This is a genomic window from Proteus penneri (assembly GCF_003144535.1).
Classification (GTDB): Bacteria; Pseudomonadota; Gammaproteobacteria; order Enterobacterales; family Enterobacteriaceae; genus Proteus; species Proteus penneri.
In genome coordinates this window covers 177,383-194,246 of sequence record NZ_PHFJ01000004.1, presented here as the reverse complement: position 1 = coordinate 194,246, position 16,864 = coordinate 177,383, and the positions used below count along the sequence as shown (strand labels likewise).

The 16,864-nt window shown below is 40.0% G+C and carries 13 protein-coding genes; 11 read left to right on the top strand and 2 right to left on the bottom strand.

Going from position 1 to position 16,864, the window contains the following annotated elements; all coding sequences use genetic code 11:
* Positions 1–65 precede the first annotated feature (65 nt).
* Complete coding sequence (gene ppdD / locus CUB63_RS07430; protein ID WP_109847786.1) at positions 66–509, bottom strand: prepilin peptidase-dependent pilin; 444 nt, start codon at positions 507–509, stop codon at positions 66–68.
* A gap of 211 nt (positions 510–720) precedes the next feature.
* Here ppdD and ampD point away from each other — a divergent pair, with 211 nt between their 5' ends.
* The 10 genes from ampD to CUB63_RS07380 all read left to right on the top strand — a co-directional run bounded on the left by ampD (position 721) and on the right by CUB63_RS07380 (position 14,852).
* Positions 721–1,263, top strand: a complete 543-nt coding sequence (ampD, locus tag CUB63_RS07425) for a 1,6-anhydro-N-acetylmuramyl-L-alanine amidase AmpD (RefSeq protein ID WP_109847785.1) — start codon at positions 721–723, stop codon at positions 1,261–1,263.
* A 326-nt stretch (positions 1,264–1,589) separates the two neighbouring features.
* Positions 1,590–2,360: a pyruvate dehydrogenase complex transcriptional repressor PdhR gene (pdhR, locus tag CUB63_RS07420; RefSeq protein ID WP_072063494.1), complete on the top strand. Its 771-nt coding sequence runs from the start codon at positions 1,590–1,592 to the stop codon at positions 2,358–2,360.
* 163 nt (positions 2,361–2,523) lie between these two features.
* Positions 2,524–5,190: a pyruvate dehydrogenase (acetyl-transferring), homodimeric type gene (aceE, locus tag CUB63_RS07415; RefSeq protein ID WP_072063365.1), complete on the top strand. Its 2,667-nt coding sequence runs from the start codon at positions 2,524–2,526 to the stop codon at positions 5,188–5,190.
* 12 nt (positions 5,191–5,202) lie between these two features.
* On the top strand, positions 5,203–7,068 hold the full coding sequence (gene aceF / locus CUB63_RS07410; RefSeq protein ID WP_109847784.1) for a pyruvate dehydrogenase complex dihydrolipoyllysine-residue acetyltransferase: 1,866 nt from the start codon (positions 5,203–5,205) through the stop codon (positions 7,066–7,068).
* 201 nt (positions 7,069–7,269) lie between these two features.
* The gene (gene lpdA, locus CUB63_RS07405) at positions 7,270–8,697 is read left to right on the top strand and encodes a dihydrolipoyl dehydrogenase (RefSeq protein ID WP_072063363.1); all 1,428 of its coding nucleotides are present in this window, start codon (positions 7,270–7,272) and stop codon (positions 8,695–8,697) included.
* A 485-nt stretch (positions 8,698–9,182) separates the two neighbouring features.
* Positions 9,183–11,780, top strand: coding sequence for a bifunctional aconitate hydratase 2/2-methylisocitrate dehydratase (gene acnB, locus CUB63_RS07400; RefSeq protein WP_109847783.1), 2,598 nt, complete (start codon positions 9,183–9,185; stop codon positions 11,778–11,780).
* 136 nt (positions 11,781–11,916) lie between these two features.
* The gene (locus CUB63_RS07395; protein WP_006533712.1) at positions 11,917–12,288 is read left to right on the top strand and encodes a YacL family protein; all 372 of its coding nucleotides are present in this window, start codon (positions 11,917–11,919) and stop codon (positions 12,286–12,288) included.
* Between the two features lie 92 nt (positions 12,289–12,380).
* The gene (gene mscS / locus CUB63_RS07390; protein ID WP_006533711.1) at positions 12,381–13,241 is read left to right on the top strand and encodes a small-conductance mechanosensitive channel MscS; all 861 of its coding nucleotides are present in this window, start codon (positions 12,381–12,383) and stop codon (positions 13,239–13,241) included.
* A 166-nt stretch (positions 13,242–13,407) separates the two neighbouring features.
* Positions 13,408–14,031: an arginine exporter ArgO gene (gene argO / locus CUB63_RS07385; protein ID WP_072063360.1), complete on the top strand. Its 624-nt coding sequence runs from the start codon at positions 13,408–13,410 to the stop codon at positions 14,029–14,031.
* 86 nt (positions 14,032–14,117) lie between these two features.
* On the top strand, positions 14,118–14,852 hold the full coding sequence (locus CUB63_RS07380) for an oxidative stress defense protein (protein WP_006533709.1): 735 nt from the start codon (positions 14,118–14,120) through the stop codon (positions 14,850–14,852).
* Between the two features lie 72 nt (positions 14,853–14,924).
* Here the strand turns inward: CUB63_RS07380 and CUB63_RS07375 are convergent, their stop codons facing one another.
* A complete protein-coding gene (locus CUB63_RS07375; RefSeq protein ID WP_109407438.1) occupies positions 14,925–15,824 on the bottom strand; it encodes a LysR family transcriptional regulator ArgP in 900 nt (299 codons plus the stop codon).
* A gap of 160 nt (positions 15,825–15,984) precedes the next feature.
* On the opposite strand from CUB63_RS07375, the gene rpiA reads away from it, so the two are divergent.
* Positions 15,985–16,641, top strand: coding sequence for a ribose-5-phosphate isomerase RpiA (gene rpiA, locus CUB63_RS07370; protein ID WP_072063358.1), 657 nt, complete (start codon positions 15,985–15,987; stop codon positions 16,639–16,641).
* Positions 16,642–16,864 lie beyond the last annotated feature (223 nt).

The following is a 16,864-nucleotide window of genomic DNA, read 5'->3' as shown; positions in this document are numbered from 1 at the left end:
TGTCTGCGATATTTAAAGTACATAATAAGAACACTCAATATGAGTGCTCTTTTATATTTAAAGCACTAATCTGATTTTAAAATTTCATTGCACTGTTTTTGCAACGTAAGATTTGTTGCTGAACATTGTATTTTCCAGACTGGAAGAAGGTCGTTAATTCTATTTTCTGGAGACATTGTAATCGTTAGACCATCAAGCTGAGATTTTCCAGTTGCACTAATCACGCCGTTTAACACATTAATATCAGACAAATATCGACTACGAAATTGTTGAGGCACAAAGGTTGAATCAGAATTACAGTGTTGAGGCTCATTTTCATAACGACATAATTCTACCGCAGAACGATAGGGCGACAGTGTTTGCAATACATCGGTTAATGCGGCTTTTTGGATATAACCTTGATAGGCCGGAATAGCAACAGAGCTTAAAATCGAGATGATAGCAATCACAATCATAAGTTCCATAAGGGTAAAGCCATTTTCATTAGAGTGATAATTAAGTACATTCATCTAGCGTCCTCCTTGAGTAATAGACACTAGAAGTATGAAAAAAAAGGACTTTATTGGCGAATAAATAAAATAAAGTTTGAGTAAAATATCGAAAAGAAAAAGGAGATATACATATTTAACCTTTATTATTGAGGGAAAGTTCGCATTTATTGATGAGTATGAGCTAATAAAGTTATTGATAATGTCTAAAACAAAATAAAAGAGGGTTGATGTGGAAATAAAACAAGGTTGGCTAATCGATGCTAGACATGTTCCTTCACCTAATCATGATAAGAGACCTGAAGGTGAGTCTCCTTCTTTATTAATTGTTCATAATATCAGTTTGCCTCCAGGCCAATTTGGTGGGCCTTATATTGACCAACTTTTTACCAATACATTATCAGAGCAAGATCATCCTTTTTTTAGTGAAATAATCGGTTTAAGAGTATCTGCTCATTGTCTTATTCGGCGTGATGGTGAAATTGTACAATATGTGCCTTTTACAGAGAGGGCATGGCATGCTGGCGTTTCTTTATATAAAGGCAGAGAAAAATGTAATGATTTCTCAATAGGTATTGAGCTTGAAGGTACTGATGAATGCGATTTTACTCAGCAGCAATATCAGCAATTAGTGAAGATAACTCAATCGCTTATTGCTCTGTATCCTGCCATTGAAGAAAATATTACTGGGCATAGTGATGTTGCACCAAATAGAAAAACTGATCCGGGGCCTCACTTTGATTGGGCTTATTTCCGCAGTTTGTTAACAAAATAACTAGTTGAATTGAATTTTAAATCATTAATTTTAATTTTAAATTCAAAATAATATTGCTGTCACGCTTCAGTTTGACTGTTTATGTGTTTAAAAAACGTTAAAAAATTTATTTTTTGACGTTTCTGAATAATGCGATCTGGTTATCACTTTTGATGAATTTTTAAAATAATTTGTTAAAATTTGCAGGTTTTTATGATTTCGCTCAACAACTGTATGGACAGTTAGTGAATACTTTGTTACTTTATTATCCGTTATATTAAATTGGTATTACCAATTGACAACTCAATCACTAAGGTAATAGTTATCCAATAATGGCTTTCAGCAATATGGCTTATACAAAAATCCGCCAACCTAAGCTTTCTGATGTTATTGAGCAACAGCTTGAACATCTGATTTTAGAAGGTACTCTGCGTCCGGGAGAAAAACTCTTACCTGAGCGTGAACTGGCGAAGCAATTTGATGTATCTCGCCCTTCATTGCGTGAAGCAATCCAAAAATTAGAAGCTAAAGGTTTTTTACTCCGTCGCCAAGGCGGTGGTACTTTTGTTCAGCACAATCTCTGGCAAAGTTTTAGTGATCCTTTAGCTCAACTGCTTAGCGGACATCCCGAATCTCAATTTGATCTTTTAGAAACGCGCCATGCACTTGAAGGTATTGCTGCATATTATGCTGCATTACGTGGCACCGATGAAGATCTTGAACGTATCAAAGCTAGTCATGATTGCATCTTGAAAGCCCACGAAAAGGGTGATTTAGTCGCTGAATCTGAAGCGGTATTGCAATATCAATTAATTGTTACGGAAGCTGCTCATAATGTTGTTTTATTGCATCTATTACGATGCATGGTGCCAATGCTTGAGCAAAATATTCGCCAGAATTTTGAGTTTCTTTACACTCGTAAAGAGATGTTAACAGCAGTAAGTGAACATCGTAGTCAGATTTATCAGGCTATTATTAATAGAGAGCCGGAGGTAGCGCGTGAAGCTTCACATCGCCATTTGGCCTTTATTGAAGATGTTTTGTTGGATATGAGTCGTGAACATACTCGCCGTGAGCGCTCTTTGCGCCGGCTACAACAACATCCTGATTTATTTTAGTAGCACAGATCCTGACCGCTGAGTCTGTACTACCTATCGCCCTGTGATTTTCAGGGGAAGCGGTAATAACAGCAGGGCCTATCTTCCCGTCATATCAGATGGGTATAACGGGAAGATAGGCTCCCATAACCATTAAAAACAGATAACAGATAAGGAATACACCATGTCAGATATGCTGAAAAATGACGTGGATCCGATCGAAACTCGCGACTGGTTACAAGCGATCGACTCGGTCATCCGTGAAGAAGGTGTTGAGCGTGCACAGTTTCTGATTGATCAGGTATTAAAACAAGCCCGTAATGGTGGTCTTAATATCGCTTTAGGCGGTGCTGTACACAGTGATTATATCAATACCATTCCTGCTGAAGATGAACCCGCTTACCCTGGCAATCTGGAATTAGAGCGTCGTATTCGTTCTGCTATTCGCTGGAACGCAGTAATGATGGTTCTGCGTGCATCCAAAAAAGATTTGGAACTCGGCGGACACATGGCGTCATACCAGTCTTCTGCAACGTTATATGAAGTATGCTTTAATCACTTCTTCCGTGCCCATAATGACAATGATGGCGGCGACTTGGTTTATTTCCAAGGCCATATCTCCCCAGGTATCTACGCACGTGCATTCTTAGAAGGTCGTTTAACTGAAGAGCAATTAAACAACTTCCGTCAAGAAATTGGTGGTAAAGGTTTATCTTCTTATCCACACCCTAAATTAATGCCTGAATTCTGGCAGTTCCCAACTGTTTCTATGGGTCTGGGACCACTATCTGCAATTTACCAAGCTAAATTCCTGAAATATTTGAATCACCGTGGCTTAAAAGATACGACTAAACAAACGGTTTATGCGTTCTTAGGCGACGGAGAGATGGACGAGCCAGAATCTAAAGGTGCAATCACCATCGCAGTTCGCGAAAAATTAGATAACCTGTGCTTCGTTGTTAACTGTAACTTACAACGTCTTGATGGACCAGTTACTGGTAACGGCAAAATTGTTAACGAATTAGAAGGTATCTTTGCGGGTGCTGGCTGGAACGTTATCAAAGTCATGTGGGGCGATCGTTGGGATGAGCTTCTGCGTAAAGACACCTCTGGTAAACTCATTCAATTAATGAATGAAACTCTGGATGGTGATTACCAGACATTTAAATCTCGTGATGGCGCTTATGTTCGCGAGCACTTCTTCAATCGTTACCCAGAAACTGCAGCATTAGTTAAAGATATGACTGATGATGAAATCTGGGCACTAAACCGTGGTGGTCACGATCCGAAGAAAGTCTTTGCAGCATTCCAAAAAGCAAAAGACACTCAAAACAAACCAACTGTTATTTTAGCTCAAACCATTAAAGGTTATGGTATGGGTGAAACAGCAGAAGGTAAAAACATCGCTCACCAAGTTAAAAAAATGAACATGGATGGTGTTCACCATTTCCGTGATCGTTTCAATATTCCAGTTGCTGATGAGCAAATCAAAGACCTGCCTTATATTACTTTTGATAAAGAGTCAGAAGAATACAAATATCTGCACGCACGTCGTCAGGATTTAGGCGGTTACCTACCAGCTCGTCGTCCTCGTTTTGACGAAAAACTGGATATTCCGACACTGGAAGATTTCAGCCAATTATTAGAAGAACAATCTAAAGAGATTTCTACAACTATCGCATTCGTTCGTGCACTGAACGTGATGTTGAAAAATAAATCTATCAAAGATCGTTTAGTACCTATTATTGCTGACGAAGCACGTACTTTCGGTATGGAAGGTCTGTTCCGTCAAATCGGTATTTATAGCCCGAATGGCCAACAATATACGCCTCAAGATCGTGAGCAAGTTGCTTACTATAAAGAAGACGTTAAAGGCCAAATTCTGCAAGAAGGTATCAACGAACTGGGTGCTGGCGCATCTTGGTTAGCAGCTGCAACATCTTACAGCACTAACAATCTGCCAATGATCCCCTTCTATATCTACTACTCAATGTTTGGTTTCCAACGTATTGGCGACCTATGCTGGGCAGCAGGTGACCAACAAGCTCGTGGTTTCTTAATAGGTGGTACTTCAGGCCGTACAACACTTAACGGTGAAGGTCTACAACACGAAGATGGTCATAGCCATATTCAATCGCTAACTATCCCTAACTGTATCTCTTATGATCCAGCATTCGCTTATGAAGTTGCTGTTATCATGCAGGATGGTTTAGAGCGTATGTATGGTGATAAACAAGAAAACGTTTATTACTACATCACTACACTGAATGAAAACTACCATATGCCAGCAATGCCAGCCGGTGTTGAAGAAGGTATCCGTAAAGGTATCTACAAACTAGAATCACTGGAAGGCGCGAAAGGTAAAGTTCAGTTACTGGGTTCAGGTTCTATTCTGCGTCACGTTCGTGAAGCAGCACAAATCCTGTCTACTGAATACGGTATTGGTTCTGATGTTTATAGCGTAACTTCATTCACTGAATTGGCTCGTGATGGTCAAGATTGTGAACGTTGGAACATGCTACACCCATCTGAAGCACCGCGTGTACCTTACATCGCTCAAATTATGAATGATGCACCAGCTGTAGCCTCTACTGACTATATGAAACTGTTCGCTGAACAAGTTCGTACTTATGTACCAGCAGATGATTACCGCGTATTAGGTACAGATGGTTTCGGTCGTTCTGATAGCCGTGAAAACCTGCGTCACCACTTCGAAGTTGATACTTCTTATGTGATTGTTGCTGCATTAGGTGAATTAGCTAAACGTGGTGAGATTGATGTGAAGGTTGTTGAAGAAGCAATCAATAAATACAACATCAACCCTGAAAAAGTAAACCCACGTCTGGCGTAAGAGGTAAAGTGAATGTCTATTGAAATTAATGTCCCAGATATCGGTGCGGATGAAGTTGAAGTCACCGAAGTGATGGTGAAAGTGGGCGACCGTATTGAGGAAGAACAATCCTTAATTACTGTAGAAGGCGACAAAGCTTCTATGGAAGTCCCATCACCACAAGCGGGTGTAGTGAAAGAGATCAAAATTGCTGTGGGCGATAAAGTTCAAACCGGTTCTCTTATCATGATTTTTGAAGCAGAAGGTGCTGCGCAAGCTGCACCTGCTCAAGCTGAAGCACCTGCACCAGCCGCTGCGCCTGCGACAGCTGAATTAAAAGAAGTTCATGTACCTGATATCGGCGGTGACGAAGTTGAAGTTACCGAAGTGATGGTAAAAGTGGGTGATAGCGTTGCTGAAGAACAATCACTGATCACTGTAGAAGGTGATAAAGCTTCTATGGAAGTTCCAGCTCCATTTGCTGGTGTAGTGAAAGAAATCAAAATCGCAACGGGTGATAAAGTGAGCACAGGCTCTCTTATCATGGTGTTTGAAGTTGCAGGTAGCGCACCTGTTGCTCAGGCAGCACCAGCTCCAGCAGCATCTGCACCAGCAACATCTGCTGTGAAAGAAGTGAATGTACCAGATATCGGTGATGACGAAGTTGAAGTGACTGAAGTGATGGTTAAAGTCGGTGATTCCATCTCCGAAGAACAATCACTGATCACCGTTGAAGGTGACAAAGCTTCTATGGAAGTTCCAGCACCATTTGCAGGTGTGGTTAAAGAGATCAAAATTGCGGTGGGCGACAAAGTGAAAACTGGCTCACTGATCATGATGTTTGAAGTTGCAGGTGCAGCACCTGTTGCTCAAGCACCAGCGGCAACTGCACCAGCACCAGCAAGTTCTGCACCGGCAGCACCTGCTAAAGCACAAGCGACTGCACCAGCGGCGAAAGAAGAATTCGTTGAAAATGATGCTTACGTTCATGCAACACCGGTTATTCGTCGCTTGGCGCGTGAATTTGGTGTGAATTTAGCGAAAGTGAAAGGTACTGGTCGTAAAGGCCGTATCTTACGTGAAGACGTCCAGTCTTACGTGAAAGAGTTAATTAAACGTGCTGAATCTGCACCAGCGAATGCAGGTGGCGGATTACCAGGCATGTTACCTTGGCCGAAAGTTGACTTCAGTAAGTTCGGTGAAATTGAAGAAGTTGAATTAAGCCGTATCCAGAAAATCTCTGGTGCTAACTTAAGCCGTAACTGGGTGATGATCCCTCACGTAAATCTGTTCGATGAAGCAGATATCACTGAGGTTGAAGAATTCCGTAAACAGCAAAATAAAGAAGCAGAGAAGAAAAAACTGGATGTTAAGATCACTCCGTTAGTCTTCGTGATGAAAGCAGCAGCAAAAGCACTGGCCGATATGCCACGCTTTAACAGCTCTATCTCTGAAGATGGACAGAAACTGATCCTGAAAAAATACATCAATATTGGTATTGCTGTAGATACACCTAACGGTTTAGTTGTTCCTGTTTTCAAAGATGTTAACAAAAAAGGCATTATCGAACTGTCTTATGAGTTAGCTGAAGTTTCTAAGAAAGCACGTGCAGGTAAACTGACAGCTGCAGATATGCAAGGCGGATGTTTCACTATTTCTAGCCTTGGTGGTATCGGTACTACCGGTTTTGCACCGATCGTTAACGCACCAGAAGTTGCGATTATGGGACTTTCCCGTTCTTCTATGAAACCAGTATGGAATGGTAAAGAATTCGTACCACGCTTGATTCTACCAATGTCACTCTCTTTCGATCACCGTGTGATCGATGGTGCTGACGGTGCTCGATTCATCACTCTGATTAATCAGTACATGAGCGATTTACGTCGTTTGGTAATGTAATTATTTAAACCGGTGCTTAGCGCCGGTTTCTCTGATTACAGTGATGGATTTTACAGTCATACATCTTAGGTTGTGAGATCCGTCATGTTAGAGCGCTTTTCAGTTTATTAACATTTCTGTAAACTGCATGCGGTATGTAAGTCTCGGTGTTAAATATGGATTTTCGTCTGACTCGCCGGACAAATAAATAATGAGGTCACGATGAGTACTGAAATTAAAGCACAGGTAGTGGTTCTCGGTGCAGGCCCTGCGGGTTATTCCGCGGCGTTCCGTTGCGCTGACTTAGGTTTAGAAACAGTTTTAGTTGAACGTCACTCTACTTTAGGTGGTGTTTGTCTGAACGTGGGTTGTATCCCTTCTAAAGCGTTACTCCACGTTGCTAAAGTTATCGAAGAAGCGAAAGCATTATCTGAACACGGTGTTGTTTTTGATGCACCAAAAACAGATATCGACAAAATTCGCATCTGGAAAGACAAAGTTATTTCTCAATTAACCGGTGGCTTAGCGGGCATGGCTAAAGGCCGTAAAGTGACTGTTGTTAATGGCGAAGCACGATTCACAGGTTCTCACACATTGTCTGTTGAAGGTGGTGAAGGTACAACTACCATCACTTTTGAAAATGCAATCGTTGCTGCCGGCTCACGTCCAATCGAATTACCATTCATTCCACATGAAGACCCACGAGTATGGGATTCAACAGATGCACTGCAACTGAAAACCGTACCAGAGCGTTTACTGGTTATGGGTGGCGGTATCATTGGTCTGGAAATGGGAACGGTTTATCACTCTCTGGGTTCTCAGATTGACGTAGTTGAAATGTTTGATCAGGTTATTCCTGCTGCTGACAAAGACGTGGTTAAAGTATTTACCAAACGTATCAGCAAGAAATTTAACCTGATGCTAGAAACCAAAGTAACTGCGGTTGAAGCAAAAGAAGATGGTATCTACGTAACAATGGAAGGCAAAAAAGCGCCAGCAGAACCACAACGTTACGATGCAGTATTAGTTGCTATCGGTCGTGTGCCTAACGGTAAATTATTAGACGCAGGTAAAGCGGGCATCGAAGTTGATGATCGTGGCTTTATCCATGTTGATAAGCAAATGCGTACTAATGTACCTCACATCTTTGCTATCGGAGACATTGTTGGTCAACCAATGCTGGCTCACAAAGGTGTTCATGAAGGTCACGTTGCAGCAGAAGTTATCTCTGGTAAAAAACATTACTTCGATCCTAAAGTTATTCCATCAATCGCTTATACTGAACCAGAAGTTGCATGGGTTGGTATGACAGAAAAAGAAGCGAAAGAGAAAGGTGTTAGCTATGAAGTGGCTTCTTTCCCATGGGCTGCATCAGGCCGTGCAATCGCATCAGATTGTGCAGATGGTATGACTAAACTGATTTTCGACAAAGAAACTAACCGTGTTATCGGTGGTGCAATTGTTGGTTCTAATGGTGGTGAACTATTAGGTGAAATTGGCCTAGCAATCGAAATGGGTTGTGATGCTGAAGATATCGCATTAACTATCCACGCTCACCCAACGTTATACGAATCAATTGGTATGGCTGCGGAAGTATTTGAAGGTAGTATCACTGACCTGCCAAATCCAAAAGCGAAAAAGAAAAAATAAGCAACTTTTTTACTGAAAACAGTTTACTAAAGTAGTTTAAATGATAAGAGCTAAGTTCTTTATGGAACTTGGCTCTTTTTTTATATTTTTTATTGAATGCTTGATTGTCTTCGGTTGTGTGATGCTGGTTATTTTGTGTAATTGATGTTTATTTGACCGCAAATTTTACTTTAGTACTAATTTGGGTATGAAAAAAACTATAAAAAGTGTGGTTATTAACCAAAATCTTGGTTAAAAGTCTCTGTTATATATTTTGTTTAAGTGTTTTAATCTGAATAAGTGGATATTTGAATCTGATTAATGTTACTTTTATGTGAACGAATTAACATCGTGTTGAAGATTTGCTATGCTGATAGCCCTTAGCTGGGCATAATTTCACAACCTCTTATGTTTTATGCGAGCAAAAGATCCTCTGACCTGGCACTTTATTAATAAGGTGCAGACAGCCGGGTTATACAAAATGACAAAGAAGCGAGGAGACAGTCGTGCTAGAAGAATACCGTAAGCACGTAGCAGAGCGTGCAGCTGAAGGTGTCGTTCCAAAACCTCTCGATGCAACACAAACAGCCGCACTTGTTGAGCTATTAAAAAATCCCCCTAAAGGTGAAGAAGAATTTCTTCTTGATTTAATTGTTAACCGTGTTCCACCTGGAGTTGATGAAGCTGCCTATGTTAAGGCGGGTTTTTTAACTGCCCTCGCGAAAGGCGAAACCACATCACCTCTTATCTCGCCAGAAAAAGCCGTTGAATTATTAGGTACCATGCAAGGTGGCTATAATATTCATGCTTTAATTGAATCTCTGGATAACGATAAATTAGCCCCAATTGCAGCCAAAGCGCTTTCTCACACATTACTGATGTTCGATAACTTCTATGATGTTGAAGAAAAAGCCAAATCAGGCAACGTTTATGCTAAACAGATTATGCAATCTTGGGCTGATGCGCAGTGGTTTACTGAGCGCCCCGAATTAGCAGAAAAAATTACTGTTACCGTATTTAAAGTCACTGGTGAAACCAATACCGATGACTTATCTCCAGCTCCAGATGCTTGGTCCCGCCCAGATATCCCATTACATGCTTTAGCCATGTTAAAAAATGCGCGCGAAGGAATTGAACCTGATCAACTGGGTAGTGTTGGTCCTATCAAACAAATCGAAGCATTAAATAAAAAAGGCTTCCCACTGGCTTATGTTGGTGACGTTGTAGGGACGGGTTCTTCTCGCAAATCAGCGACAAACTCTGTACTTTGGTTTATGGGGGATGATATTCCATTCGTTCCTAATAAACGCGGTGGCGGGGTTGTTCTCGGTGGTAAAATTGCACCTATCTTCTTTAACACAATGGAAGATGCAGGTGCATTGCCTATCGAAGTTGATGTTTCTAAATTAAATATGGGTGATGTTATTGATATTTACCCATATAAAGGTGAAATTCGTAACCATGAAACGAATGAGTTACTAGAAACCTTTGAGCTGAAAACAGAAGTATTAATTGATGAAGTTCGTGCTGGTGGTCGTATTCCATTGATCATTGGTCGTGGGTTAACGTCAAAAGCGCGTGAATCACTAGGCTTACCAGTTAGCACGCTATTCCGCCATGCTAAATCTGTTGAAGAAAGCAACCGTGGTTTCTCATTAGCTCAGAAAATGGTTGGTCGTGCTTGTGGTCGTACAGGTATTCGTCCTGGCGAATATTGTGAGCCTAAAATGACTTCAGTAGGTTCACAAGACACAACGGGTCCAATGACTCGTGATGAGCTAAAAGACTTAGCTTGCCTTGGTTTCTCTGCTGATTTAGTGATGCAATCATTCTGTCATACTGCTGCTTATCCAAAACCGGTAGACGTTACAACACATCATACTTTGCCTGACTTTATTATGAATCGTGGTGGTGTTTCATTGCGTCCGGGCGATGGTATTATCCACTCATGGTTAAACCGTATGTTATTACCTGATACTGTTGGTACGGGTGGTGACTCGCATACTCGTTTCCCTATTGGTATCTCATTCCCAGCAGGCTCTGGTCTAGTGGCTTTTGCAGCAGCAACTGGGGTTATGCCATTAGATATGCCAGAATCTGTTCTGGTACGTTTTAAAGGTGAAATGCAACCGGGTGTGACACTGCGTGATTTGGTTCATGCTATTCCTTATTATGCGATCCAAGATGGTTTACTGACAGTTGAGAAAAAAGGTAAGAAAAACATTTTCTCTGGTCGTATTCTTGAGATTGAAGGTTTACCAGAACTGAAAGTAGAACAAGCTTTTGAGCTTGCTGATGCATCAGCTGAACGTTCAGCGGCGGGTTGTACTATTAAACTGGATAAAGCGCCTATTATTGAGTACCTGCAATCTAATATCATCTTACTGAAATGGATGATTGCTGAAGGTTATGGTGATCGTCGTACGATTGAACGTCGCATCACTTCGATGGAGAACTGGCTGAAAGATCCGCAATTACTTGAAGCGGATGCTGATGCAGAATATGCCGCAGTGATCGAAATTGATTTAAATGAGATCAAAGAGCCAATTCTATGTGCGCCTAACGATCCAGATGATGCTCGCCTACTATCTGAAGTGGCAAACAGCAAAATTGATGAAGTGTTCATTGGTTCTTGTATGACTAACATTGGTCACTTCCGTGCTGCGGGTAAACTGCTTGATCAACACAAAGGTCAATTACCAACACGTTTGTGGGTTGCGCCACCAACAAAAATGGATGCGGCACAATTAACGGAAGAAGGCTATTATAGCGTCTTTGGTAAAAGTGGCGCGCGTATCGAAGTACCAGGTTGTTCACTCTGTATGGGTAACCAAGCGCGAGTGGCTGATGGTGCAACAGTTGTTTCAACTTCGACACGTAACTTCCCTAATCGCTTAGGTACAGGTGCAAATGTGTATCTTGCTTCTGCGGAGCTTGCGGCAGTGGCTTCATTACTAGGTCGTTTACCTGAGCCACAAGAGTATTTGGATTTCATGAGTAAAGTGGATGAAACTGCAGAAGATACTTATCGTTATCTAAACTTTGATCAACTAGAGCAATATACGGATAAAGCGGATCAAGTTATTTTCCAAACAACGGTATAACGGTTAATTTATTGCTTTAAAGTATTTTATGTGAACAAACGGGAGGCAAATGCCTCCCGTTTTTTGTTATTTTTGTCATAATAAGAATAAGATATTTTTTATTAAAAAAGCGAGAGCTTTATAAGGGGCGTACACCATGGATTATGAATTTCAGCGAGATCTCACTGGCGGTATACTAGCCCGTTTTTCGATGGATCATGAAGCAATAGGCTATTGGTTGAATGATGAAATTCAAGGCGATATTAGTCTGATAGATCAAATTATTGAAGAAATGGAAGGTATTAAAGGCAGTGAAAGACAGTGGGAACTTATCGGTAAAGAATACAGTCTTTCTATTGATGACGAAGAAGTGATGGTAAGAGCCAATACCTTGCATTTTGAGACAGATGAAATGGAAGAGGGTATGAGCTATTACGATAATGAAAGCATCTCTTTTTGTGGTTTAGATGATTTTGCTACTATGTTACAAAAATATCGGTTATTTATTCTGGATAATAGAAGAAATTAACAAATCCTATATATTTCTTGAATAAATCTGCCACAATATACTATTGAATTACTATTCTTTTCATTACGTTTTTAAGTTTAAAAGGTGGTCTAATGAATGATTTACCCGCTAGTTTAGATGAAGCAACAGGTTGGTTTGTCGCAAATCAGGATCTCTTTATTCAGTATGCGGTAAATATTATTGCTGCATTTTTGATACTATTTGTCGGTCTTTTTGTGGCAAAAATGATTGGTAAAGGTGTCGCCAGAGTTTTAACATTGCGCCATATTGATGCTACTGTTGTGACGTTTTTGTCTGTCCTAGTTCGTTATACCGTTGTTGCTTTTACCTTAATTGCAGTATTAGGACGATTAGGGGTTCAAACAGCGTCTGTTATCGCAGTGCTAGGTGCTGCCGGTTTAGCCGTCGGTTTAGCATTACAAGGTTCGCTGTCTAACTTTGCTGCTGGTGTATTAATTGTTATTTTCCGTCCAATTCGTACGGATGAATATGTGATGATTGGCTCTGTAGAAGGTACTGTGAAAGATGTGCAGATTTTTTCTACAACATTACGCTCAGCAGATGACAAAATTATTGTTATCCCAAATAGTAAAATTATCAGTAGTGAAGTGATCAACTTAAGTCGCGAGCCTAATCGCCGTACTCAAATTATTGTTGGTGTCGCTTATGATGCTGATATTGATAAAGTAAAACAAGTATTGGGTGACGTTGTTGCAAAAGACAAACGTATTCAACATGAACAAGACGTGACGATCCGTTTACATGAAATGGCGCCATCTTCATTAAATTTTGTGGTACGAGTTTGGACAACGAATGCTGATGCATGGCCGGTTTATTGGGATTTAATGGAAAATTTTAAACGCGCATTAGATGCAAATAATATTGGTATTCCATTCCCACAAATGGATGTTTATATGCATCAAACACAAAATACAACAGCTAAAACCGAGTAGTTTTACAGTAAATAGATGACATAAAGCCACGTTAATAACGTGGCTTTTTTTGTCTTTATCGCCATTAGTTTTTCTTATTACCGATAAGAATGATTCATTTCCTCTAATATCAAAACCCCTCTATTATTCAGCTAATATCTAACGAATAATTATTAAGGTATTTTGCATGTTTACAACTTTTTTTCAGGGTTTTTTATTAAGTGCTGCCATGATTTTACCTATAGGTGCTCAGAATGCTTTTGTTTTACAGCAAGGGAGTAAAAAACAATTTCATTTAATGAGTGCATTTTTATGCGCTTTAAGTGATGTTGTATTAATAACAGCGGGTGTTTTTGGTGGCAGTGCATTACTTAGTCAATCAGAAACGCTTTTATTATTGATCACATGGGGAGGCGTGGCATTTTTACTTTGGTATGGTTGGAATGCATTTAAAACAGCTTTTTCAAAAGATATTGAACTATCACAAAGTGAAAATCAGGTAAAAAGCCGTTGGCGTGTGATTGTGACATTAATTGCCGTAACTTGGCTTAATCCTCATGTTTATTTAGATACTTTTGTTGTGATAGGCAGTATTGGTGGACAATTAACCACAGATCTTCGCCCTTGGTTTACAATTGGTGCAGTATTTGCCTCTATAAGTTGGTTTTTCGCATTATCACTACTTGCGGCTTGGTTTTCTCCAATATTAAGCAAAACACGCTCTCAACGTATCATTAATTTGTTTGTAGGATGTGTAATGTGGTTTATTGCTGTGCAATTAGCGGCTCAAGGATGGAAAACTCTCTTTTAATCTTAAAGAACTTTACATCATATATGCTAATGTTCTTCTTAGTCCTAAAAACAGGGCATTAAAATTTATTTTGTCAGGGGGTTTTTGTGAAATTAAAAGCGATTGTATTAGCATCCGTGTTTACGTTGGGATTACCTTCCATTGCACTAGCTGCATCGGAGCCAGAAGGACCACATATTACAACATCGGGTAATGCGACAATTAAAGCAGCTCCTGATATGGCGACATTAAATATTCAGGTTAGCGAAAGAGCAAAAGATGCTGCTCAGGCTAAGAAACAAGTTGATGAGCGTGTTGCAAAATATTTTGCCTTCTTAAAAGAAAATGGTGTTGTGAAGGAAGATATCGATGCTGCTAATATTCGTACTCAACCAAACTATGAGTATGATAAAAAAGCAGAGCGTTCGGTGATTAATGGTTATACAGCAACACGTACTGTTAATGTTAAAATTAAGAAATTAGAACAGCTTAATACGCTACTTGATGGCGCATTAGCGGCGGGTTTAAATGAGATTAATAACGTTGAATTTGGTGTTAATAATCCAGAACAATATAAAGCGAAAGCACGTGAAGTGGCGATTAAAAACGCGATTGATCAAGCAAGTTCAGTTGCAAAAGGTTTTGGCGCTGATTTAGGGGCAGTCTATAGTGTAAGTTATCGAGCACCAGAGGCAACGCCTTATCCAATCGCACAAGTGCGTATGGATGCAATGACATTGAAAGCACAAGCACCTGCCGCCGTACAAGAAACTTATCAACAACAAAGTATTGAGTTTAAAGATTATGTGGATGTGGTTTTTGAATTAAAACGCACTAAATAATTGTACTGCGATAAAATAGAATAGGCTTCAATATGAAGCCTATTCTTTATGGTAACAAGATAAAATAATGTATTACTCTTCACCTTGTTTTAAAACCTTACGGCCAAAATCAATTAGTGCATCTGTTACTTTTCTCATTGTTCTACTTTCTGGTGCAAAGCGGTGCCAATAGAGCATACGTCGTTGGCAAAGTCCCGGTGTTAAATCAACCAACTCTCCACTTTTTAGTTCATTAGCAATTTGTAGATGTGGGATCATGCAACATGTCGAACCTTGTTTAGCTAATTGCACAAAGGCTTCAGAGGAGTTCACGATATGACACGGCACACTACCTGGAGATAAACCGAAATTTTGTTGTAAAAATGCCTGATGCATATCATCAAGATGGTCAAATGCGACTGCTGGCGCTTTTAATAACGACGACTTAGTTACACCATTTGCAAAATAACGCTGGGCAAAATCAGGTGAGGCCACAAATAGATAATCAAGAGCGCCTAATTGATCGACAAGGCAACTTGGTAGTGCTTGTGGTTGAATACTGATGGCACCAACGACTTCACCTCGCCTTAATCGTTCTTGAGTACGAGTTTCATCCTCTACTTGAATATTAAGACGAATAGGCAGTTGCGTTAAGACAGGGTGCAAAGCGGGTAATAACCACGTTGCCAAACTATCCGCATTCACCGCCAAAGAGAGTAAAAGAGGTGTAGAGCCGCTATTTTCATCACCTAACCATTGCTCTTCAAGCAATTCTACTTGATGCAATAGCGCTAATAATTTTTGTCCTTGCTCAGTGGGTTGAGGTGGAACAGTTCTGACTAATAGCGGCTGTCCAAATAAATTTTCTAACTGTTTGATACGCTGAGAAACGGCAGATTGTGTAATACATAACTTTTGCGCGGCTCTTTCAAAACCACGTTCTCGAATGACGGCATCAAGGGCTTGTAATGCTCGATAATCAGGGCGTTTCATTAACAGACTCTCTTCGATTTTATATTCTATTGCTTACTATGCCATATTTTTGGTTGTAATGAGTTAAAATGTTGCTTCTCAGTTTTTGATGTGTCCAGTGCTAGTTTTGAATGCAATATGCTATTCTTAATCCATTAATGTGATAAATAAGGTTTTTTAAATGACTCAGGATGAATTGAAAAAAGCAGTAGGTTGGGCAGCGCTTGAATATGTAAAACCAGGCACGATTGTGGGTGTCGGTACTGGTTCCACGGCTTCTCACTTTATTGATGCATTAGCAACAATGAAAGGTCAAATCGAAGGCACTGTTTCAAGTTCAGAAGCATCAACTGCAAAATTAAAAAGTTACGGCATTCCTGTTTTCGACTGTAATGAAGTCGATTCTTTAGATATCTATGTTGATGGTGCTGATGAAATCAACCACCATATGCAAATGATCAAAGGTGGCGGTGCTGCATTAACGCGAGAAAAAATTATTGCAGGTGTGGCAAAAACATTTATCTGTATCGTTGATGAATCTAAACAAGTCGATGTATTAGGTAAATTCCCTCTACCTGTTGAAGTTATTCCAATGGCGCGCTCTTATGTCGCTCGTGAGTTGGTTAAACTGGGTGGCTTGCCTGAATATCGTGAAAACGTGGTAACAGATAATGGAAACGTTATTTTAGACGTTCATAACTTAACAATTCTTAACCCTATTGAACTGGAAAATAAAATTAACAGTATTCCAGGTGTGGTTACAGTAGGATTATTTGCTAATCGTGGTGCAAATGTCGTTTTAATGGGAACGTCTGAAGGCGTTAAAACGATTAAGTAAGATGATTAAAAAGAGGTGGCAATGGCGACCTCTTTTTAAAATTATTTTAGAAACTGCAAATTCAGTGATATATATCACACCATAGTTATATCTCTCTTTAAAATCCTGCCTTTTTCAAAGTCAAAATCATTTTACTCGGTAGAAAATCGCTTTCTTTATCGCTTATTCTGTCATCACTGCAATCGGTTGTATTGCCACAAACTCTATTTTTGTTATGTTGTTG

Bases quoted from the DNA above. Each gene is read 5' to 3' on its own strand.
- CUB63_RS07395 (WP_006533712.1), top strand. From the start codon at position 11,917: ATGGATTATGAATTTCAGCGAGATCTCACTGGCGGTATACTAGCCCGT.
- rpiA (WP_072063358.1), top strand. From the start codon at position 15,985: ATGACTCAGGATGAATTGAAAAAAGCAGTAGGTTGGGCAGCGCTTGAA.
- aceE (WP_072063365.1), top strand. From the start codon at position 2,524: ATGTCAGATATGCTGAAAAATGACGTGGATCCGATCGAAACTCGCGAC.
- aceF (WP_109847784.1), top strand. From the start codon at position 5,203: ATGTCTATTGAAATTAATGTCCCAGATATCGGTGCGGATGAAGTTGAA.
- mscS (WP_006533711.1), top strand. From the start codon at position 12,381: ATGAATGATTTACCCGCTAGTTTAGATGAAGCAACAGGTTGGTTTGTC.
- CUB63_RS07375 (WP_109407438.1), bottom strand. From the start codon at position 15,824: ATGAAACGCCCTGATTATCGAGCATTACAAGCCCTTGATGCCGTCATT.
- ppdD (WP_109847786.1), bottom strand. From the start codon at position 509: ATGAATGTACTTAATTATCACTCTAATGAAAATGGCTTTACCCTTATG.
- argO (WP_072063360.1), top strand. From the start codon at position 13,408: ATGTTTACAACTTTTTTTCAGGGTTTTTTATTAAGTGCTGCCATGATT.
- lpdA (WP_072063363.1), top strand. From the start codon at position 7,270: ATGAGTACTGAAATTAAAGCACAGGTAGTGGTTCTCGGTGCAGGCCCT.
- pdhR (WP_072063494.1), top strand. From the start codon at position 1,590: ATGGCTTATACAAAAATCCGCCAACCTAAGCTTTCTGATGTTATTGAG.